The sequence below is a fragment of the Actinomadura sp. NBRC 104425 genome (assembly GCF_030269545.1).
GTDB classification, from domain to species: domain Bacteria; phylum Actinomycetota; class Actinomycetes; order Streptosporangiales; family Streptosporangiaceae; genus Spirillospora; species Spirillospora keratinilytica.
Genome location: NZ_BSTN01000003.1, coordinates 412026 through 432967, shown reverse-complemented (window position 1 = coordinate 432967; position 20942 = coordinate 412026). Strand labels below are relative to the sequence as shown.

25 protein-coding genes and 1 pseudogene are annotated in these 20942 nt (G+C 73.0%); 13 read left to right on the top strand and 13 right to left on the bottom strand.

All coding sequences use genetic code 11. The features are described 5' to 3' along the window. Positions 1-436 (top strand): annotated as a pseudogene (locus tag QSK22_RS07810) (DUF5685 family protein); the annotation flags it as partial. Positions 437-934: 498 nt separating this feature from the next. Further along, positions 935-1894 carry a helix-turn-helix domain-containing protein gene (locus tag QSK22_RS07805; protein WP_285493311.1) on the top strand — a complete coding sequence of 320 codons (960 nt, stop codon included), beginning with the start codon at positions 935-937 and terminating at the stop codon, positions 1892-1894. A gap of 222 nt (positions 1895-2116) precedes the next feature. Here QSK22_RS07805 and QSK22_RS07800 read toward each other — a convergent pair whose 3' ends face one another. From QSK22_RS07800 to QSK22_RS07760, 9 genes are all read right to left on the bottom strand, one after another. Further along, positions 2117-2506 (bottom strand): hypothetical protein, encoded by a 390-nt coding sequence (locus QSK22_RS07800; RefSeq protein WP_285493310.1) that lies wholly within the window; start codon positions 2504-2506, stop codon positions 2117-2119. Then, complete coding sequence (locus QSK22_RS07795) at positions 2503-2778, bottom strand: hypothetical protein (protein ID WP_285493309.1); 276 nt, start codon at positions 2776-2778, stop codon at positions 2503-2505. The genes QSK22_RS07800 and QSK22_RS07795 overlap by 4 nt, the downstream gene beginning before the upstream one ends. Before the next feature lie 207 nt (positions 2779-2985). Further along, positions 2986-4221 (bottom strand): helix-turn-helix domain-containing protein, encoded by a 1236-nt coding sequence (locus tag QSK22_RS07790; RefSeq protein WP_285493308.1) that lies wholly within the window; start codon positions 4219-4221, stop codon positions 2986-2988. Positions 4222-4535: 314 nt separating this feature from the next. Continuing rightward, positions 4536-5990 (bottom strand): serine hydrolase, encoded by a 1455-nt coding sequence (locus tag QSK22_RS07785; RefSeq protein WP_285493307.1) that lies wholly within the window; start codon positions 5988-5990, stop codon positions 4536-4538. Between the two features lie 129 nt (positions 5991-6119). Then, the gene (locus QSK22_RS07780; protein WP_285493306.1) at positions 6120-6515 is read right to left on the bottom strand and encodes an NUDIX hydrolase; all 396 of its coding nucleotides are present in this window, start codon (positions 6513-6515) and stop codon (positions 6120-6122) included. 2 nt (positions 6516-6517) lie between these two features. Beyond that, complete coding sequence (locus tag QSK22_RS07775; RefSeq protein WP_285493305.1) at positions 6518-7345, bottom strand: SAM hydrolase/SAM-dependent halogenase family protein; 828 nt, start codon at positions 7343-7345, stop codon at positions 6518-6520. Positions 7346-7370: 25 nt separating this feature from the next. Then, positions 7371-7682, bottom strand: coding sequence for a DUF202 domain-containing protein (locus QSK22_RS07770; RefSeq protein WP_285493304.1), 312 nt, complete (start codon positions 7680-7682; stop codon positions 7371-7373). A gap of 13 nt (positions 7683-7695) precedes the next feature. After that, positions 7696-8073, bottom strand: a complete 378-nt coding sequence (locus QSK22_RS07765; protein WP_285493303.1) for a YidH family protein — start codon at positions 8071-8073, stop codon at positions 7696-7698. 108 nt (positions 8074-8181) lie between these two features. Beyond that, positions 8182-8856: a MerR family transcriptional regulator gene (locus QSK22_RS07760; RefSeq protein WP_285493302.1), complete on the bottom strand. Its 675-nt coding sequence runs from the start codon at positions 8854-8856 to the stop codon at positions 8182-8184. Between the two features lie 80 nt (positions 8857-8936). Between QSK22_RS07760 and QSK22_RS07755 the strand changes: the two genes are divergently transcribed. Then, the gene (locus QSK22_RS07755; RefSeq protein ID WP_285493301.1) at positions 8937-9950 is read left to right on the top strand and encodes a TlpA disulfide reductase family protein; all 1014 of its coding nucleotides are present in this window, start codon (positions 8937-8939) and stop codon (positions 9948-9950) included. Positions 9951-9981: 31 nt separating this feature from the next. On the opposite strand, the gene QSK22_RS07750 is transcribed toward QSK22_RS07755, so the two are convergent. Further along, positions 9982-10701, bottom strand: a complete 720-nt coding sequence (locus tag QSK22_RS07750; RefSeq protein WP_285493300.1) for an IclR family transcriptional regulator — start codon at positions 10699-10701, stop codon at positions 9982-9984. Positions 10702-10801: 100 nt separating this feature from the next. Between QSK22_RS07750 and leuC the strand changes: the two genes are divergently transcribed. From leuC to QSK22_RS07730, 4 genes are all read left to right on the top strand, one after another. Then, positions 10802-12199 carry a 3-isopropylmalate dehydratase large subunit gene (leuC, locus tag QSK22_RS07745; RefSeq protein WP_285493299.1) on the top strand — a complete coding sequence of 466 codons (1398 nt, stop codon included), beginning with the start codon at positions 10802-10804 and terminating at the stop codon, positions 12197-12199. Between the two features lie 14 nt (positions 12200-12213). Continuing rightward, positions 12214-12801, top strand: coding sequence for a 3-isopropylmalate dehydratase small subunit (gene leuD / locus QSK22_RS07740; RefSeq protein ID WP_285493298.1), 588 nt, complete (start codon positions 12214-12216; stop codon positions 12799-12801). Between the two features lie 128 nt (positions 12802-12929). Further along, entirely contained in the window at positions 12930-13199 is a 270-nt protein-coding gene (locus QSK22_RS07735; protein WP_285493297.1) for an SCO5555 family protein, read from the top strand. Between the two features lie 157 nt (positions 13200-13356). Beyond that, a complete protein-coding gene (locus QSK22_RS07730; protein WP_067916442.1) occupies positions 13357-13635 on the top strand; it encodes an HU family DNA-binding protein in 279 nt (92 codons plus the stop codon). 152 nt (positions 13636-13787) lie between these two features. On the opposite strand, the gene QSK22_RS07725 is transcribed toward QSK22_RS07730, so the two are convergent. Together QSK22_RS07725 and cofC are read right to left on the bottom strand one after the other, a co-directional pair. Continuing rightward, complete coding sequence (locus tag QSK22_RS07725; protein WP_285493296.1) at positions 13788-14000, bottom strand: hypothetical protein; 213 nt, start codon at positions 13998-14000, stop codon at positions 13788-13790. Between the two features lie 63 nt (positions 14001-14063). Then, positions 14064-14735, bottom strand: coding sequence for a 2-phospho-L-lactate guanylyltransferase (gene cofC / locus QSK22_RS07720; RefSeq protein ID WP_285493295.1), 672 nt, complete (start codon positions 14733-14735; stop codon positions 14064-14066). Between the two features lie 84 nt (positions 14736-14819). On the opposite strand from cofC, the gene QSK22_RS07715 reads away from it, so the two are divergent. The 5 genes from QSK22_RS07715 to QSK22_RS07695 all read left to right on the top strand — a co-directional run bounded on the left by QSK22_RS07715 (position 14820) and on the right by QSK22_RS07695 (position 20017). Further along, on the top strand, positions 14820-15698 hold the full coding sequence (locus QSK22_RS07715; RefSeq protein ID WP_285493294.1) for a lysophospholipid acyltransferase family protein: 879 nt from the start codon (positions 14820-14822) through the stop codon (positions 15696-15698). Between the two features lie 17 nt (positions 15699-15715). Then, positions 15716-16705, top strand: a complete 990-nt coding sequence (locus QSK22_RS07710; RefSeq protein WP_285493334.1) for an NAD(P)H-dependent glycerol-3-phosphate dehydrogenase — start codon at positions 15716-15718, stop codon at positions 16703-16705. Between the two features lie 13 nt (positions 16706-16718). Continuing rightward, positions 16719-17996, top strand: a complete 1278-nt coding sequence (locus tag QSK22_RS07705; RefSeq protein ID WP_285493293.1) for a trans-sulfuration enzyme family protein — start codon at positions 16719-16721, stop codon at positions 17994-17996. A 20-nt stretch (positions 17997-18016) separates the two neighbouring features. Then, the gene (locus QSK22_RS07700; RefSeq protein ID WP_285493292.1) at positions 18017-19129 is read left to right on the top strand and encodes a D-alanine--D-alanine ligase family protein; all 1113 of its coding nucleotides are present in this window, start codon (positions 18017-18019) and stop codon (positions 19127-19129) included. 117 nt (positions 19130-19246) lie between these two features. Next, positions 19247-20017 carry an acetamidase/formamidase family protein gene (locus tag QSK22_RS07695; protein ID WP_285493291.1) on the top strand — a complete coding sequence of 257 codons (771 nt, stop codon included), beginning with the start codon at positions 19247-19249 and terminating at the stop codon, positions 20015-20017. 145 nt (positions 20018-20162) lie between these two features. Here QSK22_RS07695 and QSK22_RS07690 read toward each other — a convergent pair whose 3' ends face one another. Beyond that, positions 20163-20489, bottom strand: a complete 327-nt coding sequence (locus QSK22_RS07690) for an aldehyde dehydrogenase family protein (RefSeq protein WP_285493333.1) — start codon at positions 20487-20489, stop codon at positions 20163-20165. 4 nt (positions 20490-20493) lie between these two features. Between QSK22_RS07690 and QSK22_RS07685 the strand changes: the two genes are divergently transcribed. Further along, positions 20494-20763 carry a hypothetical protein gene (locus QSK22_RS07685; RefSeq protein WP_285493290.1) on the top strand — a complete coding sequence of 90 codons (270 nt, stop codon included), beginning with the start codon at positions 20494-20496 and terminating at the stop codon, positions 20761-20763. Positions 20764-20942: the final 179 nt, after the last annotated feature.

Here is a 20942-nt window from a genome sequence, read left to right as displayed (position 1 = left end):
CGGGCTGCGGCTGGCACTGGCCGACGTGCGGATGGAAGACCGCCGTCTGGCGCGCGCCCTGCTCGACCGGGAGGTCCGCCGCTCGATCGACCGCGTCTTCAACGCCTATCCGCCGGGCGGGTACGGCTCGCAGGGCCCGTATCCGCCGCAAGGTCCTTATCCGCCGCAGGGCGGCTACCCGCCCCCACCGCCCCACGGCGGACACGGCGGCGGCGGTTACTTCCCGCCTGGAGGCGGCGGGATGTCCAGCGGCAAGGGCCCGCGCCGGCGTCCGCCGTTCCCCATCCCGTGCCTGACCGGCACCCTCACCTTCGCGACATGCGGTTGCTACCAGCCGCCGTGGAGCAAGCACTACAACAGGGGCTGCGGGGGACGCTGCTGGTGCACCCGCGACGGCTGCTGCTGCGACGCATGCGCCGAGGCAGCGAGCACCTGACCCCGTTACCCGCCCACGCGGGTGCACCGCAGCGAGGACGAAGACCCCGCTGCGGTGCCCTCCCTCCACATGGAGGGCGGGGGCGCCCGGGGTCATGAAGGGGTGCCGACGTCGCAGGTCAGGTTTCATGTGGCTCGGCTGGGGCGCTCTTGCCAGGCCGCGGCCGTGCGGGAGCGGGCAGCGCATCACGGCCCGCCCGGTGCCGCGCGGGTCCGGGTGTAGGGCAGGTCCGGGCCGACGCCCCGGACGATCAGCCCGCGCAACGACTTGTCCGGACGCTGTGCGGTGTCGGCCGGCATGCGGGGGTGGGGCGTGTCGGCCGCTGGGTGTCCCCCTCTGGGACCACGGGCGGCTCCTGCGGCGCGCTTCGGCGCGCCTGGGCCGTGGCGCTCTCTAGCGTGGGGGTGGTCTGCGTCACAGCTCACAGATTGCCGTCGCACGGAAAAGAGCCTCGCGCATCTTCCTTGCCGTCGCGCGGCAACGAGTCACAATGCGCTCATGACGCAACGCATCCCTGCAGTTCGTCGTCGCAAGATCGAGCGTGATGCGACGGCCATCCGTCTCAACGGGATTCGCCGCGGTCTGGCCACCGAGGAGATCATTGACCGGATGCTGCGTGCGCTGCCTGACCTGTTCCCGCTGGAGGCGTGGCGCATCGCCCACGGCTGGTCCCGCGCCGAGGTGTCGGCCCGGCTCGACATGCTGTACGAGCGGGACGGCCTCGCGCCACCGGGCATCGACGCGGCCACCCTGTGCCGGTGGGAGCACGCCGAGCGCCGCCCCAGCGACGAGCGGATCGACTACCTGTGCCGCCTGTACCGAACTCGCCCGGACAGGCTCGGCTACGGCACCGACCACACGCCCGGCGAGGTCGGGCACCTGCAGCGCTCAGGCATCATCGACGCCTACCCGCACACCACGGAGGAATCCGAGCAGGATCTGATCAGCCGCATCACGAACGCGCGCGAGCGCGTCAACATGTTCGGGCTGACCAGGAATTTTTACGGCAGTGAGCAGATGCTGCCGGTGTTCGAAAAGAAGGCGGCGGCCGGGCTTCCCATTCAGCTGTTCATCATGGACCCGTACTGCGAGTCGCGGCGTGATCGGTACCGCATCGAGCCTGCCGAGGCGGCGATGGAGGACCCGGACCGGTACGTCCGTGAGGTGCTGCGCCCCTTGGGGGCGGTCGCGGCCCGCTACGACCGGTTCCGGATCTCCCTGTTCAACTTCCCCTGCTCGTTCGCGATCGAGGAGATCGATGACGTGTGCCGTGTGATGCTGTACGGGCACGGCAAGCGCGGCACCGAGGGACCGATCATCACTTTCACCGAGGGGTCGTCGTCACACGCATATCTGGTCGACCAGATCCGCTGGCTGGAGCGGTTGTCTCAGGGGGATACGCCAGAGCCCTGGGCGTCCAAGGGGATCCGCGTCCGGCCGTTCACCCTCGACGACTGACTGCCCGCCGACTCGTCGGTCGGCGGGCGGATCGTAGCTCTGTCTCGTGCTGTCAGCCTGCGGGGGCGCGGGGGCTTAGGCCCTGTAGGACACCGGCGCGTACGACACCTGGCCGCACTGCCAGCAGGAGATGTCCAGCACGCGGCAGGGGTCGAGGTCGGTGAGGGATGGTGCCCGCCAGCGGCTCGCGCGGGTGCTTGCCCGGGCAGTCGGCGACGCGTGTCACCACTCGTCGTCGAGCTGGATGAAGGCGCCGACGAGGCGTCGCCACCAGGGCGGCCGGGGCGCTGCGTGCCTTCCGTGCATCGGGCGCAGCACCCGTCGGGACGGGGCCTGCCGGGGCGGTGCCGAGCGCCGTGCGGACTTGGGCTCGGGTGGCTGCCGCGGCAGGGGGACGGGCCGCACTCCGGCGGCGGCCAGGCGCCGCTCCAGTTCGGCGGGCGTGGCCGCGGCGACCGCTTCGTCACCGGCCGGGTGGCCGGTCGGCCGCAGCACCATCGCCATCCACACGGCGGCGCGGTCGTCCCACCACACCGGCACGCGGTACCGCCGCTGCAGATGGGCGGTGACGGCAACGGTGTCCCACTGCACCGGCCCCGCGGGCGCCATCACCGCCCGGACCCCTCGTCGGCGCACCGGCGCAGGTGCACCCGCACGTACAGGATCGCGTCCCGCAGGTGGTCGGCCTCGGCGAGCGGCTCGCCGCGCCCCGTCCAGAACCACAAGCGGCCGCCGTCCTCCGGGCGTGGCCTGCACGTGATCGTGTCCGTGGCACCGGGCACGTCCTCGTTGGTGACCTGCAGACCGTCCGCCGTGCGGGCGACCGTCAGGCCGTCCGCCCCCAGCGACGTGCCGAGCGCGGACAATGGGTCATACTCGTACATCAGTCGGACCTCCTACGTCCGGCGAGGCCCCGGGGTTCCCCGCTGCCCACACAGCGGCCCGGGGTCGTCCTATCTCTGTGTCGTGTGACACAGAGTTACGACGGGACAGTAGAGAGTGCCGACCGGTTCAAAAGGCGCGCGGTGCACCCCTTTTCAAGTGGGCGCAATCGGCTACCTCGATGAGGGGGTGCACAATGCGCCCTCTGATCACACCGGCAGGCCCAGAACCTGCGCGAACCCCTTCGCCTTTCGCTCGATCAGCGGACCGCCGTGGTCAACCACGTCGGCGGCCATCTGCCGTGCCAATGGTGAGTAATGCACGGCTTCGCGCGACACTTTGTGCGCGTGCCGGAGCCAGTCCAGGGTGCCCGAATAGTCGCGCTTCAGATGATAAGAGCGCGCCGTCTCGATCAACAGACGTGATCGCCGTTCCAGGCTCGGAATGGTCTCCGGGGCGATCGTCTCGGCACGTTCCCGCGCCGCAGCCGACTTCGACAGGTCGGCACCGATGGACACCGCGTGCACGGCCACGTTGGCCGCGCCGAACTGCGTCCAGGGATGCAGGTAGGTGCCGAGACGCTCGGCTGCGCCATTCGCGAGTTCCCAGTGGTGCCAGGCGTCGCCGTCCCGGCCGGCGCGGGCGCACGTGATCGCCGCGTGCAGCTGCAGCGCCCCCCACATCCCCCTGAGGCTGTCGGGCCCGTCTTCCAGCCGCGGCTGGAGGACGGCCGCGGCGTCCATCACCAGCCTGAGGGCCGTGTCGTAGTCGCCTTTGGCGCGGTGCACGTTACCGAGAACCCATGCGGCCCCGGCGAGCGTCTCGGGTTGGTCGGCCTCCTGAGCCGAGGTCGCGCCGCGGTCGGCCGCCACCATCAGCAGGTCAGGCTCGGACGTCCAGGCCAGCATCTGCTCGCACAGTGCGTAGACCTCGGCCAGGACCGCGTATGCGGTGCGCCGAGCGGGGCCGTCCACTGTGCGGGTCGCGGCGCGCGCATCGGTGATCAGCGCGGGCAGGATGCGGCCGACATCGGTGCGCTGGGTGGGGGAGGCGTGCCACAGCCGCCACGCGTCGGCGGTGCGCTGGCGGACTGCCTTGACGTCGACGGGGTCGGGAGGCGTGAAGGTCTGGCTGTGGATGGCCTCGCGGATCGCTGGTACCGCCTCATGCGGGATGCGCCGGAGGGATGACACGGGCAGCGACACGGCGGTGTGCAGATCCATGTCGGTGCCGATGAGGACGGCGAGGTCACCGACGCCGAGAACGTCGGCCAGGCGCAGAAGCATCGGCAGGCGCGGCGGGAGGCGTCGGCTTTTTTCGATGTCTTTCAGCCATTGAGGTGATCGGCCGACGAGTCCGGCGACGATCAGCCGGGACATGCCCTTGCGTTCCCGGATGATCTGGATGCGTTCGCCGGTTTTCTTCCCTTGCAGGTCATCAAACATGACGCACCCTCGGGGTTGTTCCGTTACCTGCTGCCCACGGTACGCGCTTGGGCAGGCGACGTCAGGCGGCTTCGCCTCCGTTTATGCGGGCGGTGGGGCCGCCTATCTGCGCCGGGAGCCGGACTGGCCGTTAGAGGTGTTGAGGCGTGAGCGGGACGACGAGGCGCATTGGTCACTGCAGGACCCGGATGCGCCGGAGTCGGCGTGGGTGACGACCGGACCCGCCGCGCTGAAGGGGAGAGCGGCGGGCGGGACGGCGTCCGCGCCCGAACGGACGCCGTCCCACCGTGCCGCCGGATCGCCTGCGATGCCTTTCAGTTCCGCTCGGCGCGCCGGCTCATGTAGGCGTCCATGGCGCGGCCCAGTTGGGCGAACTTCTCGGTGTAGCTGAACGGGTAGATGCCGGCGGGCGTGTCGGGGCGGTCGGCGTCGATGTACTGCGTGCCCAGGTTGGAGAACACCACGATGATGTAGTGGCGGTCTCCCTTGCCCGGCAGGGCACGGACGATGCCGGCGTCGGCGGCGGTGTTGTTCACCCAGCCGGTCTTGTGGGCGAAGGAGACCTGGGCCTTGGCGTTGCAGGGCCGCACGTCCCGGCCGAACTTGTTGCCCGCGACGGTGACGGTGCCGTCCGCGCCGATCCAGCGGGAGGCGACGGTGCTGGGGATGCCGGGCGCCGGATAGGTGCCCCCGCACCAGTTGCTGGTCGACAGCATGTCGTTGAAGCCCTGCTGCCTGAGCTTGGACATGAAGAACGCGCGCGACGAGGCGCTCAGCACGCCGTCGCTGGTGACCGGCTTGCCGTTCGGTGCGGTCCAGACGCGGCCGGGGGCGCCGTTGACCAGGGTCAGCAGCTTGGCCGTGTCCAGCGAGCTCATCGTGACGGAGTTGGACCACCGGCCGCCGGTCTCCGGGTTGGTGCCCTTGAGCTGGAGCGTCTGCAGGCCGAGGTCCTGGAAGGTCTGGTTCAGCGGGTCGATCGCGTTGTGCTCGTGCAGCAGCTTGACCAGCGCGCAGGACGCGGCGTTCGACGACCAGGTGAGCGACTCGTCCATGTACTGCCGCACCGTCTTGGAGGTGGCGGTGCCGCACAGGGACACCGAGCTGTCGGAGGTGGGCCGGTAGTCGAAGGTGTCGTCCAGGCTGATCTCGCCCTGGTCCACCAGCCGCAGGACGCCGAAGTTCACCATGAGCTTCAGCACCGAGGCGGGGTAGTTGAGCATGTGGTCCAGCGGGGCGTTCTCCCTGCCCGCGACCACGTCGATGGAGCCCTGCCCCTTGTTGGCGTACCAGCCCGCGTCGTCCCACTGCCGCCAGCGCACGCTCGTGGTGGACAGGTTGCGGTCGACGGGGACCACGACGCCGTCCTTGTAGAGCGGGCTCATCAACACGGTGCCGGATGAGACGGGGCGTCCCTTCCGGTCCAGTTCGATGATGGTCGCGTCCATCTGCGGCTGCTGGACGATCGGCTTGGGGTCGGCCGCCGCCGCGTACAGGCGGGCGCGCTGCCGCGGCGACTGCGTCGCCTCCTTGTCGACGGCCGTCCGCAGCGCGCCGGCCTGGGCCGTGCCGGGCGGCGCCGTGTCCAGGACCTCCTCGAACCGCAGCCGGTCGATGGTCGCCCGCAGCCGCTCGGCGAGCGGGCTGGCCGTCTCCTTCCCCGCCTGCGCGGCCTTCCGCACCTCGACCGCCTCCGCTCCGGCCGAGCAGCCCGCCAGCGCGATCGCCGTCATGAGGCCGACGGAGCCGCGCAGCCATCCACGTCTCATCGTGTTCGCCTTTCCCCGATGGGTGAGTTCGTGATCATAGGGAGCGCGGAGGGCACCCACAGCCGGAAACGGGGAAGCCGGCGCCGACGCACAAGAAATCTGGCGCCGAACGACCAATTCGTCCAGGGGTCAGGACAGCAGGCCGTGGGCGGCGGCCATGTCCAGCGCAGCCTGGGCGGCGGGGGCCAGCAGGTCGCGGTCGGCGGGGGCCACGTAGCGGTACTCGTCGACCTCGCCCGCGGGGAGGATGTCGCCCTGGTAGGCGGCCGTGAAGCAGGCCATGCGGACCTGGGTGAAGGCGGGCTGGTCGTGGGCGGGGGCCCGGACGACGCCGACCTCGCGGAAAGAGCCCTCGTCCAGCTGGACGGCCAGTTCCTCGCGGACCTCCCGGGAGAGGGCCGCCCAGTCGTCCTCGCCGGGTTCGCGCTTGCCGCCCGGCAGGTAGAGCAGGTCGCGGCCGCGGGACCGGACGGCGAGCAGGCGGCCGTCGACGGCGTGCAGCCAGGCGACGACGTCCAGTTCCATGGTCACTCCTCGGGGGCGGGGCGGATGGTGAGCACGGTGTCGGAGGCGAGGCCGAAGCGGGCGGCGGCCGAGCCCTGGTTGACGGCCAGGCCGAGCCGGCCGGACGAGTCGACCCAGACCAGGGGCTCCCCCTCGGCCACGCTGCCGAAGGTCTCGGCGAAGGCGGCGCGGACGGTGCGGGGCGTGCCGTCCCGGTCGGTCCAGGCGACCTCAAGGGGCGTGCCGTAGGCGTAAGTGGCGGGAAGGTCGTCCCGTCCGGCAGCCAGGATGAGGCTGCCGAAGCGGTCGATGTAGAGGGCGGACGTGGTCACCGCGTCGCCGTCCCTGGTGACCGGCGGCACCCGCAGCGGGCACAGCTCGCCCGGTGGGACGCGCGGGCCGAGCGCGGACGGGGGCAGGCCGTTGGCCACGTGGGCGGCGGCGGGGGAGAAGATGTCGCGGCCGTGGAAGCTGGTGGACACCTCCGGCAGCCGGTAGGCGGGGTGGGCCAGCTCGTACGCGTCGATCGCGCCGCCCAGCGCTTCGGCGGCCGGGGGCAGGAGCCCGTTGTCGGGGCCGATCAGCACGTCGCCGCGTCCGGTGACGACCGCCACGGGGCGGCGCCGGGTGCCGACCCCCGGGTCGACGATGCCGACGTGCACGCCGGTCGGCAGGTAGGGGAGGGCCTGGCGGAGCAGCATGGCGCCCTCGGTCACCGCGTAGGGCGTCACTTCGTCGCTGAGGACGAGCACGTTCGCCGACGGGGCGATCGAATAGACCACACCGGCGCAGATGGCCGTGTAGGCGGCGCCGAAGTCGGTGGTCAGACTGATGAACGCACGGTCCTGCACGGCAGCGAGGCTACCAACCGGATCTTCAGGCGACGGCGAAGAGGACGCCGATGACGCCGAGCAGCGCGGTGACGGCGGTGGCGAGGAGGACGGAGGCGGGGTCGGCGACCGGGGCTCCGGCGGGCAGGCGCCGGCCGCGGCGGCGGTGGGTGCGGCGGGCGCGGCGCAGTTGCAGGGCGGCGGCGCCGCAGACGGCCGCGGCGGCGAGCACGGCGCCTGCGGCCGACGGCGCGAGCCGCACGCACAGCAGCCCCGCCGCCAGCAGGGAGAGCGTGGTGCGCGACCAGGCGAGGGCGGTGCGCTCGGGCTGGGCCCCCGGGTCCCACAGGCGGCTCACCGTCTGCCCCCGCTCAGGCGGCCAGCAGGGCGACCAGCAGGACGACGGCGGCGGCCGCCAGGCCGTACGACATGACCGGGGCCAGTGCGGGCGGCGGCAGCGTCTCGGCGCGGCGCAGCGCGCGTTCGGTGCGCAGCCAGCGGCGGAAGGCCAGAACGGCGATCAGGGCGCCGGCGGCGGCGAAGCCGACGGCCAGCGCGTCGCGCACCGGACCGGCCAGCAGGTCGCGGCTGAGGGCCAGCCCGATCCCGGCGGCGATCACCGCCAGGGCGGTGCGGATCCAGGCCAGGAACGTGCGCTCGTTGGCGAGGGTGAACCGCGGGTCGGGGTCGTCGCCCTCGGCGAGCAGCCGGTCGGTCCACCGCCCGCGCTCGGGGTCCACGGCGGTCATCGGAACATCACCCGGTGTGGTCGGCATTGCCGGTTCATCGTATGCGGAGACCGTTTTTTCCGCCGAACCGATGTGATTGGGGAATCCGACCGAAAAAGGGCGTTTTATCTAATTCGTTTCGCCGGGGTCGTCGGCGCCGAAGCGGCGGGCCGAGGCGTCCTCCTGGGCCAGCCGGTGCAGGGCGGTGAGCACCTGCTCGTACAGGACCGTGGACACCAGCATGGCGTGCACCGCCCGGCTGCGCGGGGCGTCGGCGGCGACCGTGCCGATCTCGTGCTCGGCCACGGCCGCGGCGGCGCGCGTGTACGGCAGCAGGTCGTCCGGCGTGACGGGGAAGCCGAGGCGGCGCAGCGCGACGAAGGTCTGGGCGAGCAGGTCGCGGGCGGGGGCGCGGTCGGTCACCCGCCAGCCGAGCTCGCGGATCAGCGCATCGACGTCCCGGCGCGCGGCCCGCCACTGGGCCGCCAGGTCCTCGGGCGCGGCCGGGTCCCGGTCGGGCGCGTCCACGTGCGGGCCGATGGCGTACTGGGTGATGCCGAACAGCCGGTGCATGCCGACGTCCGCGTCGTCGACCGCCGCCACGATCCGCCGGATGGCGGCCACCGGCAGGTCGCCGACCTCGCGCAGCGCCCGCACCAGCCGCAGCCGCTCCAGGTGCCGCTCGTCGTACTCGGCCCGGGTGGCGCCGGTCGCCGTGCCCTTCGGCAGCAGGCCCTCGCGGATGTAGTACTTGATCGTCTGGATGGTCAGCCCGCTGCGGTCGCTGAGCTCGGAGATCTTCACCCCGCACACCCCCCTTGACTGGATACTAGAGCTATCCAATACTTGGATACCGTCACTATCCAATAGGGGAGGAGGCCCGGATGTTCACCGTCGTCGACGGCGACCGCATCGAGCGGATCGAGGCCCGGCCCGGTCCCGGCGGGCGGCTCCTGGCCCCGCTGGACCGGCCGCTGCTCGGCTGGGAGCGCAAGCCGCACGGCTGGTGCCGCGACGACGCCTGCCTGCCCGCCGCCCGCGCCGCCGCGGCCGAGACGTCCGACGGCGTGGACGTGGCCGCGTTCGCCGAGCTGACCGGGCATGTCGCCGTCGTCGACGCCGCCGAGCGCGTCGTGGCCCTGGCCGCAGCCGCTCCGCGCCTCACCGCCGCCGAGGCGCCCGACTTCGCATTGGACGGCGTCCGCCTCGCCGACTTCCGCGGACGCAAGGTGGCGCTGGTGTTCTGGGCCTCCTGGTGCGGGTGCCGCTACGACCTGTCCGCCTGGGAGGAGCGGCATGCGGCGCTGCGCGACCACGGCTTCACGGTCGTCAGCGTGGCGTGCGACCGGTCGGCCGACGACGCGCGGCCGTGGATCGAGGAGGCGAAGGCCACCCATCCCGCCCTGGTCGACACCGAGGGCGTCGTCGCCGAGCTCTACAACGTGATCAACGTGCCCACGGTGGTGTGGATCGACGAGCGCGGCCGCATCGCCCGTCCGCAGGACACCCAGACCGCGACCGACCTGTTCCGCTCCATGAACGGCCTGGACTCTAAGGAGTCCTACGCGGCGCTGCGCCGCTGGGCGCTCGACGGCGACGCCGGGCTGGACGAGGCGCAGGTCCGCGAGCACCTGCGCGTCCCGACGGCCGACGAGCAGCGGGCCCGCGCGCACGCCCGGCTGGCGGTCTGGCTGGCCCGCGGGGGCCGGGGCGAGGCGGCGCGGCGGCACGTGGCCGAGGCCGCCGCACTGGCCCCGCACGATGTGGCGATCCGCCGCGGCCTCATGCCGCTCATCGGCGAGGACCCGTTCGGCGACGCCTACTTCGCGTTGCGCGACGAGCTGGAGAAGGCGGGCATCCCCATCTACCGGCCGCTGCCCGCCCGGCCGACGGCATAGCCGGGGCCGGCCGAGAGCCCCGGCCGACAACTCAGGAGGCGGTCCGGCGCATCGCCTCGGAGATCTTCTCGGCGGCGGCCATCACCGGGCCGGCGTGCAGGCGGCCGGGGGAGCGGGTCAGGCGCTCCAGCGGGCCGGACACCGACACCGCGGCGATCACCCGGCCGCCCGCGCCCCGGATCGGCGCCGACACCGAGCCGACGCCCTGCTCGCGCTCGCCGACGCTCTGCGCCCAGCCGCGGCGCCGCACCTGGGCCAGGGTGGTGGCCTCGAACTTGGCGCCGCGCAGGCCCCGGTGCAGCCGGTCGGGCTCCTCCCAGGCCAGCAGCACCTGCGCGGCGGACCCGGCGGTCATCGGCAGCGCGGCGCCCACCGGAATCGTGTCGCGCAGCCCGCTGCTGCGCTCGGCGGCGGCCACGCACACCCGCACGTCGCCCTGGCGGCGGAACAGCGAGGCGCTCTCGCCGGTCAGGTCCCGCAGCTGGGCCAGGATCGGCTGGGCGATCGCCAGCAGCCGGTCCTCGCCCGCGGCAACCGCCAGCTCGGCCAGCCGCGGCCCCAGGATGAACCTGCCCTGGGTGTCGCGGTGGACGAAGCGATGGTGCTCCAGCGCGACGGCGAGCCGGTGGGCGGTCGGCCGCGCCAACCCGGTGGTCTGGACGAGCTGCGCCAGCGAGGCGGGACCCGCCTCCAGGGCGTTCAGCACCAGAACCGCTTTGTCAAGTACGCCGACTCCGCTAGAGTTGTCCATGACTTGATATTGCCGTCTCGTTATGTGAGATGCAAGTCGGACGGCGAGCCCGGCGCGACCCGCGCGCCCGGCGCGAACGGAAACTCAGGTGAGGTGAGCGATGGGCCGTACATTGGCCGAGAAGGTGTACGACGCGCACGTCGTACGGCGTGCCGAGGGTGAACCGGACCTGCTCTACATCGACCTCCACCTGGTGCACGAGGTGACCAGCCCGCAGGCGTTCGACGGGCTGCGCATGGCCGGCCGCACCGTCCGCCGCCCCGAGCTGACGATCGCCACCGAGGACCACAACGTCCCCACCACCGACCTGCTGCGGCCGATCGCCGACCCGGTGTCGCGCACGCAGGTGGAGACGCTGCGCAAGAACTGCGCGGAGTTCGGCATCCGGCTGCATCCGATGGGCGACGACGGGCAGGGCATCGTGCACGTCATCGGCCCGCAGCTCGGCCTGACCCAGCCCGGCATGACGGTCGTGTGCGGCGACTCGCACACCTCCACGCACGGCGCGTTCGGCGCCCTGGCGTTCGGCATCGGCACCAGCGAGGTCGAGCACGTCCTGGCCACCCAGACGCTGCCGCAGGTCAAGCCCAAGACGATGGCCGTCACGGTGAACGGCACGCTGCCCGAGGGCGTCACCGCCAAGGACCTCATCCTGGCGATCATCGCCCGGATCGGCACCGGCGGCGGCCAGGGCCACATCATCGAGTACCGCGGCGAGGCGATCCGGTCGCTGTCGATGGAGGGCCGCATGACGGTCTGCAACATGTCCATCGAGGCGGGCGCCCGCGCCGGCATGATCGCGCCGGACGAGACCACGTTCGCCTACCTCAAGGGCCGCCCGCACGTCCCCCAGGGCGAGGACTGGGACCGCGCCGTCGAGTACTGGACGTCCCTGCGCACCGACGACGACGCGACCTTCGACAGGGAGGTCGTGATCGACGCGTCCGAGCTGACCCCCTTCGTCACCTGGGGCACCAACCCCGGGCAGGGCCTGCCGCTCAGCGAGTCGGTGCCCGACCCGGCTTCCTTCGACGACCCGGTCGAGCGCGCCGCCGCCGAGCGGGCGCTGCAGTACATGGACCTGACCCCGGGCACTCCGCTGCGCGAGATCGCCGTGGACACCGTGTTCGTCGGCTCCTGCACCAACGGCCGCATCGAGGACCTGCGCGCCGTCGCGAGCGTCCTCAAGGGCCGCAAGGTCGCCGACGGGGTGCGCATGCTGGTCGTCCCCGGCTCGATGAAGGTCAAGCAGCAGGCCGAGGAGGAGGGCCTGCACGAGGTGATCTCCGCCGCCGGCGCCGAATGGCGGGAGGCGGGCTGCTCGATGTGCCTGGCGATGAACCCCGACAAGCTCACCCCGGGCGAGCGCAGCGCCTCCACGTCCAACCGCAACTTCGAGGGCCGGCAGGGGCCCGGCGGCCGCACCCACCTGGTGTCGCCCGCCGTCGCCGCCGCCACCGCCGTCACCGGACGCCTGACCGCCCCCGCCGACCTGTAAGGACGTTCTGCACCATGGAAGCCTTCACCACCCACACCGGACGCGCGGTGCCGCTGCGCCGCAGCAACGTCGACACCGACCAGATCATCCCGGCCGTCTGGCTCAAGCAGGTCAGCCGCACCGGGTTCGACAAGGGCCTGTTCTCGGCCTGGCGCGAGGACCCCGACTTCGTGCTGAACCGGCCCGAGTACCAGGGCGCCAGCATCCTGATCGCCGGGCCGGACTTCGGCACCGGCTCGTCCCGCGAGCACGCCGTCTGGGCGCTGCAGCAGTACGGGTTCCGCGTCGTGATCGCCCCCCGGTTCGGGGACATCTTCCGCAACAACTCCACCAAGATGGGGCTGCTGCCGGTCGTGCTGCCCGGCGACGTCGTCGAGAAGCTGCAGACCCGCGCCGAGCAGGAGCCCGCCGCGGAGATCACCGTGGACCTCGGCGCCCGCGAGGTGCGCGCCGGCGACCTGGTCGTCCCCTTCGAGATCGACGACTACACGCGCTGGCGCCTGATGGAGGGCCTGGACGACATCGGCCTGACCCTCCGCCACGCCGACGACATCGCCGCTTACGAGCAGCGCCGTCCCGGCTGGCTGCCCACCACCGTCTGAACGGTCTTTCAGGGGGGCGGTCCGGCCTGACACGGGCCGGACCGCCCCCGGGTGCGCGAGCACGCACGCCCACCGGCGACAATCGACAGTGTGCCCAGACACACGCTCGTATCGTTGGGGGGCTCTCCTTGACCCAAGCCCGACCCCAGCCGGGCGAGCAGCCGGAGGTCCCGCCGCCGTGGAGCGGCCCCGAGTGGGACGACCCCGCGCTCACCCGGCTCGCCCGGCGGCTGCGCGACGCCCACCGCCTGGTGGCGCCGCTGCCCCGGGACACCCGCCGGCGCCTCATCCGGCACCTGCTGGCGATCACCGACCTGGCCAAGCGGGACACCGAACTGGCCTCCCGCAGGCTGGACGCCTTCCTGGCCGACTTTTCCGGCACGACCGACGCCCGCTAACGTGCGGAGTGGCCGGACAGGTCCGGCTCCCGGGTGAGACGGGGGCGATGCCGACAAAAACGCCAGCGACACAAGGATTCTTGCGTGCAGGTGATTGTCTCGCTGCGGAGGCTGCCTTAGTTTCGTTCGGGCAAGGGGGGAACTAGAGGAGTAACCCATGAACAAGCGTGAGCTGGTCGACGCCATCTCAGAGCGGCTGGGCAGTAAGAAGGCCGCAGCCGAGGCGGTCGACGCGATCCTGGAGACGATCCAGGACGCCGTCGCCAAGGGCGACAAGGTCGCGATCACCGGGTTCGGTTCGTTCGAGAAGGCCGACCGGCCTGCCCGTACGGCTCGCAACCCCGCAACCGGCAAGACCATCCAGGTCCCCGCGACGTCCGTGCCCAAGTTCAAGGCGGGCGCCGACTTCAAGAACCTGGTGGCCGGCAAGAAGTAGGTCGTCGGCAGATCACCCGTGGCAGCGCCCGGGCCGCCGCCCCAGGCGGCTGCTCCCGGGCGCTGCGGCATTTCAGGCGCGCTCCGGCCCCGCCAGGGCCGCCTGTGCGCGTCCGAGACGCCGCCCTGCGCCTCCCCGGCCCGCGCGGACGGTCAGGGACCGGTGCCGGGCAGCGGGAACGTCGACAGCGTCACAACCGTGATTCGGCCGCCCTCGGCGGCCAGGTTCACCCGCTGGCCGAACCGCAGCATCCGCAGGCCGCCCGCGTCGAACGCGGCGCTGTCGAAGGGAAGCTCGGTGCCGTCGTCGAGCAGCACGCTGCCCGAACGCGTCTCCGGGTCGTACGTCCGCACCGTGCCCTGCATGGCGGCCACCCTAGCCGGTCCCGCGGCCCGTGTGATGGTCACCGGGCGCGTCCGCCCGGCCCGCTAGGCGGGAGTCTGCAGGGCGGTGATGCGGCGGGCCACGGCCGTGGTGCGCGGGCCGCACCCCAGCGCGAGGGCCGCGCGCAGGTCCGGCAGGGTGTCGACGTCGCGGCGGACGCTCGCGGTGTCCGGCACCAGCAGCTCGCGGGCCCCGCGGGCGCGGTGCGCGGCACGCGAGTCGCCGCCGAAGGCGGGCGCGAACGGCACACCGGGCCGCGCCGTGTACAGGGTGGTGCCGATCCCGGCGGCGTCCGGCACGAACGCCGTCGGCGCCCCGGCCGCCGCGTCCAGGACCCGGGCCAGCTCGTCCGGGCGCAGCGCGGGCAGGTCGGCCGACAGCGCGCCGACCCCGCTGCCCGGGGACAGCTCGCGGCCGCGCAGCGCCCCGTACACCAGGGCGGGGTTCAGCCCGGCGTCCGGCTCGTCCGGCACCACGCGGGCGCCCAGCGCGGCCAGCTCGGCGGCGGGCACCGGGTCGTCGGTGACGACGATCACGTCGCGGACGCGGTCGCAGCGCAGCGCGGCCGCGACCGTGTCGGCCGCGACCGCGAGCGCCAGGGCCTGCCGATGCGGGCCCGCCGCCGCGGACATGCGGGATTTCGCCCGGGCCAGCACCTTGACCGGCACCACGAGCGACCACTGGAGATGAGACGCTGCGCGCTGTGCTGTAGACATGGCAACTCGACACTATGCGCACGCAACCGCGAAACTGAGGACACCCCGCGCTCACCGCGTGGGCGCATCGAGAAAGGGACGGGCATGAGTCAGGGGTACGGGTATTCGCCGGGCTGGCGGAGGCTCACCATCGTCGTGCTGCGCCCGCTGCTGTTCGGGCTGCTGAAGCGGGACTGGCGCGGCCGTGGCAACGTGCCCCGCAAGGGCGGCATGATCCTGGCCGCCAACCACATCTCCGAGGCGGACCCGCTGGCGCTGTCGCACTTCGTGTACGAGTCGGGGCGCTACCCGGTCTTCCTGGCCAAGTCCCAGCTGTTCGAGGTCAAGTTCATCAAGAAGGTCCTGTACGGCACCGGGCAGATCCCGGTCTACCGCGACCGCACCGACGCCGCGCTGGCCCTCAAGGACGCCGAGAAGGCCCTGGAGGCCGGCCAGTGCCTGATCTTCTTCCCCGAGGGCAGCTGCACCCGCGACCCGGAGCTGTGGCCGATGACCGGCCAGACCGGCGTGGCCCGCATGGCGCTCAAGACCGGCGCCGCGGTCGTCCCGGTGGCCATCTGGGGCACCCACGAGCTGCTGCCGTACCCCAAGGTCGAGAAGCGGGGCCTGGCGGGCACCCTGAAGAAGGGCTTCCACCCGTTCCCCCGCAAGAAGATCAAGGTGATCGCCGGGCCGCCGGTGGACCTGTCCCGCTACCAGGGCAAACCGCTCACCAAGAGCACCCTGCGCGAGGCCACCGACGAGATCATGACGACCATCGCCGGGCTGCTCGGCGAGCTGCGCGGCCAGGAGCCCCCCAAGGAGCTGTACGACCACCACAAGGTCCTGGAGGAGCGCCGCCGGGCCGCCGCCGCGGCCGCGCCCGGGGACCGCTCCGAGGCCCGCGCAGAGACCCGAGCAGAAGCCGTGCGGCCGGACGGGGCCGCGGACGCCGGCGAGAGCAAGGAGGCGGAGACCGCGTGACAGTCCGCACCGCCGTGATGGGGGCGGGGTCCTGGGGGACCGTGTTCGCCAAGCTGCTGCGCGACGCGGGCGGCGAGGTCACGGTGTGGGGGCGCCGGCCCGCGGTCGTCGAGGCGATCAACGAACGCCGCGAGAACCCCGACTACCTGCCGGGGATCGTCCTGCCCGAGGGGGTGCGCGCCACCACCGACCCGGCCGAGGCGCTGGCCGGCGCCGACTTCGTGGCGCTGGCCGTCCCCGCCCAGTCGCTGCGGGAGAACCTGGCGGCCTGGACGCCGCTGCTGCCGCCCGATTCGGTGCTGGTCAGCCTGATGAAGGGGGTGGAGCTCGGCACCTGCCGCCGGATGTCGGAGGTGATCGCCGAGGTCGCCGGGGTGCCGGACGAGCGGGTCGCGGTGTTCTGCGGGCCCAACCTGGCCCGCGAGGTCGCCGCCGGGCAGCCCGCCGCCGCCGTCGCCGCGTGCGTGGACGAGGAACGCGCCCGGCGGCTGCAGGCCGCCACCATGACCCCGTACTTCCGCGTCTACACCACCACCGACGTGATCGGCTGCGAGCTGGGCGGCGCGGTCAAGAACATCGTGGCGCTGTGCGTCGGCATGGCGGTGGGGCTCGGCTTCGGCGACAGCACCCGGGCGCTGCTGATGACCCGAGGGCTGGCCGAGACGGCCAGGCTGGGCGCCGCGCTGGGCGCCGACGAGCACACCTTCGCCGGGCTGGCCGGGATGGGCGACCTGATCGCCACGTGCAGCTCGCCGCTGTCGCGCAACCGCACGTTCGGCGAGAACCTGGGCCGCGGCATGACGCTGGAGCAGGTGGTGGCGGTCACCAAGCAGACCGCCGAGGGCGTCAAGTCGTCCGAGGCGGTGCTGGAGCTGGCCCGCAAGCACAACGTCGAGATGCCGATCACCGAGGCGGTCGTCAACGTGCTGCGCCACGGGGTGCCCATCAAGGACGCCGCGATCTCACTGATCTCGCGTTCTCCCAAGCCGGAGCGCTACGGAGTGTGACATGCTGTGAACGATGCGTACCAAGGGAAGCAGTCGTTCACACGGTGAGAACACCCGAGCCGTCCACCTGCCCGCGCCGCCGCTGCCGCGCCAGGCGCCGGTGGGGCAGCCGGTCTGGCGCGCCGGCGCGTTCGCCTTCGCCGGCGCCGCCGAGCATGCGGCCCTGCTCAGCGGCCGCGCGCCCGGCTACTCCTACGGCCGGATGGCCAACCCCACCGCCGACGCGTTCGCGGCCGGCCTCGCCGCCCTGGAGGGGCACGGGACGTCCGGGCCGGTGGAGGGGGAGGCGTTCGCGTCCGGCATGGCCGCAGCCACCGCCGTGCTGCTGGCGTTCACCGACGCGGGCGCCCACGTCGTCGCGCCCGCCGGCCCGCACCGCGACCTGTACGTGCTGCTGGACGGGCTGCTGTCGCGGTTCGGCGTCGACGCCTCGTTCGTCGACGTCGCCGACACCGCCGCCGTGCGCGAGGCGATCCGGCCCACCACCCGGCTGATCTGGGCCGAGGTGCCGGGCAACCCCGGGCTGGCCGTCCCCGACCTGCCGGGCCTGGCCGCGCTGGCCCGCGGCGCGGGGGCGCTGCTGGCCGTCGACGCCACCCTGGCCACGCCGGTGGTGTGCCGTCCCCTGGAGCACGGCGCCGACCTGGTGGTGCACTCGGCGACCGCGGCGATCGGCGGGCACGGCGACGCCACCGGCGGCGCGGTCGTCGGCGCGCCCGACCTGGTCGAGCAGGTCCGCCGGGTCCGCGTGCAGACCGGCGCGGCGCTGGCGCCCGACGAGGCGTTCCTGCTGCGCCGCGGCCTGGAGACCCTGCCGCTGCGGGTGCGCCGCCAGTGCGACACCGCCAACCTGTTCGCCGCCGCCGTCGCCCGGCACCCGGCGGTCCGCTCCGTCGACTACCCGGGGCTGCCCGGCCACCGCGGGCACGAGCAGGCCCGCGCCCTGTTCGACGCCGGCCCGGAGGGCACCCGGTACGGCGCCGTGGTCACCGTCACCCCGGCCGGCGGGCGCCGCGCGGGCCTGGCCCTGGTCGACGCCCTGCGGCTGGCGACCCCGGCGACCTGCGTCGGCGGCACCCACACCCACGTCGCCCATGTGGCCTCCACCACTCACCGCTGCCACGACGACGCCGCGCTGCGCGCCGCCGGCATCGACCCCGGCGCGGTCCGCTTCAGCCTGGGCCTGGAGGACGCCGAGGACCTGGTCCGCGACGTGACCGAGGCGCTCGACGCCGTCGGCCGCACACTGGACGGCGCCGACGGCACCCGGCTCGTAGCCGACACACACTGATCGCTGTAGGGTCGGACATCATGTCCGACGCTTCACCAAAGATCCGTGTGGCCGTGGTCTTCGGCGGACGCAGCAGCGAGCACGCGATCTCCTGCGTCACCGCAGGGGCAGTCATGGCCGCCATCGACCGCGACCGCTACGAGGTGGTGCCCGTCGGCATCGCCCGCGACGGCCGCTGGGTGCTCGCACCCGAGGACCAGCAGCTGGCCATCGAGGACGGGCGGCTCCCCGAGGTCTCCGGCGACGGCAAGGCCCTGGCGCTGCCGTTCGACCCCGCCACCAAGGGCCTGGTGGTGGTCGAACCGGGCCGGGTGCCCGCCACCCTCACCGAGGTCGACGTCGTCCTGCCGCTGCTGCACGGCCCGTACGGCGAGGACGGCACCATCCAGGGCATGCTCGACCTGGCGGGCGTCCGCTACGTCGGCGCGGGGGTGCTGGCCAGCGCGGTCGGCATGGACAAGGGCTTCATGAAGCTGGTCTGGCAGGCCCGCGGCCTGCCGGTCGGCCGGTACGTGATGGTCGGCGACCGGGAGTGGCGCACCGCCCGCACCGCCAAGCTGGACGAGATCAAGCAGCTGGGCCTGCCGGTGTTCGTCAAGCCCGCCCGCGCCGGGTCCAGCATGGGCATCTCCAAGGTGGAGTCCGAGGACGACCTGACCGCGGCCGTCGAGGCGGCCCGCGAGCACGACCCCAAGGTCATCGTCGAGGCCGCCATCGTCGGCCGCGAGATCGAATGCGGCGTCCTGCAGGGGCTGGACGGCGGCCCCGCCGAGGCCAGCCTGCCCGCCGAGATCCTGATGACCGGCGACCACGACTTCTACGACTTCGAGACCAAGTACCTGGACGGCACGACCCGGCTGGCCATCCCCCCGGACCTGCCGCCCGGGGCCGTCGCCGAGGTGCAGCGCCTGGCGGTCGCCGCGTTCGACGCCCTCGACTGCGAGGGCCTGGCCCGCGTCGACTTCTTCTACACCCCCGACGGCCGCTGGATCCTCAACGAGATCAACACGATGCCGGGCTTCACCCCGTCGTCGGCGTTCCCGCAGATGTGGGCCGCCAGCGGCGTGGACTACCCCGCCCTGGTCGACCGGCTCATCCGGACCGCCCTCGACCGCCCCAGCGGCCTGCGGTGACCGGGCCCGGTGCCCGCCGGGGAACGCTAACCGGGTCGTAAGGGTGTTGAAATCACTCGGAAACAGGTCGGTCGGCAGGATTCTTTCGTAACCAGTCCCCGTGAGGAAGGAATCCCGTTGTCGCTCCCGCTTGCCTCCGAACCGTCCATCAGTGCGGCCGCCGCTCCCGCGTTCGCCGTGTCGCCGTGGAGCGGTGGGGACGCGAGCCGTGCGGTGCCCGGGCACGACCGGTGGCACCCGGAGATACCGGCGGTGGCCGAGGTGCTCACGGGCGGCTCGATCCGGATGGAGTGCCAGGCGCGCGAGCCCGGCGCCGATCCGGTGCTGTGCGGTCCGGTCGTGGTGGTGGGCGCCGAGCCCGGTGACGTCATCGTGGTGGACGTGATCGGCGTGGGCCGCTCCGACGGCGTGTACGCGCCCAACGGGCACCCCGGCGTGATCGGCTGCGCGCCGGACGCGGCGATGCTCACGGCCGCGGCCGCCGCCGAGCAGGACCGGAAACCGGCCGCCGAACCGGACGCGGACGTGTGGCGGCTGGACACCGGGGCACCCAAGATGCTGCTCGGGCACGTCGAGGAGGGGACGGCCGCGTACCGGCGCATCGCGGCCGAGGCGGTGAGCAGCGAGGCCCGCGGACGGCAGATCGGCGGCTGCGGCATCGCGCCGCTGACGGCCGGGTCGCGGGTGCTGCTGCCGGTGCACGTGCGCGGCGCCAAGCTGTCGGTGGGCGACCTGCACTTCCCGGTGCGCGGCGCCGACGACTGCCGCCTGGCCGCCCGGTCCGGGTGGATCGACCTGCGGGTCCACCTGACCCGCCGGGGCGTGGAGCGGTTCCGGGTGAACGGGCCGATGCTGATGCCCGCCCCGAGCCCGCTGGCCGGCCGCTGACCGCGCTCGCGCTCGGCGATCAGCTTCTCGATCTGCACGTGCAGGCGGGACCTCAGCGGCCAGCCGACGCAGTGGGGCAGGAAGATCGCCGCCCGCCGCCCCGGTGACGACCGCGACCTTCCCCTCGAACCGCACTGTGCCTCCTCTAGGACGGGCTTTCGGCGATCGCCTTGGTCTCCAGGTACTCCTCGAACCCGGCCACGCCAATCTCGCGGCCGATGCCGGACTGCTTGTAGCCGCCGAACGGGCCGTCCGCCGCGTACCACACGGCCGCCGTTGACGCTGACGGTCCCGGTGCGCAGCCGCCGCGCGACCGCCCGGCGCGCTCGGCGTCGCCGCCGTGCACCGCGCCCGACAGCTCGTGCGGCGAGTCGTCGGCCGGCCGCACCGCGTCGTCGTCGCCGTCGTGCGGCAGGATCACCAGGACGGGCCCGAAGATCTCCGCGCGGGCGGTGCGGCAGTCGTTGGTCAGGCCGGTGACCAGGGTCGGCTCGATCCAGAAGTCGTTCTCGCGGTCTGCCGCCCTCCCGCACCGCCGGCTCCAGACAGCTCTCGACGCGGGCGCGCTGCCGGGCGGAGATCACCGGACCGCACACCGTGCCGTCGTCGCGCGGGTGCTCCTCGAGGCCGACATCACCCGCATGACCGCCGGCACGACCGCCGCCCGCCACCGCTTCTCACCCATGCGCGACGGCACCCCACATCCCCGACTGACCCGGCCGAAGGAGCGCAAGCTGATCTGCTGAGAAGCACGGCGGCTTCTTCCGGCGCCCCCTTGAATATCGAACCGTTCGGCGAACACCGGGCACGTGCCGCACCAATGAGTCATGCGGCCGCCGTCGGAGTTGCGGAATAAGTGTTGCTTGCACGGGGACTTTCTGGCACAGTGGTCTTCGTCAGCCCGACAGGGGAACGACACCGAGAC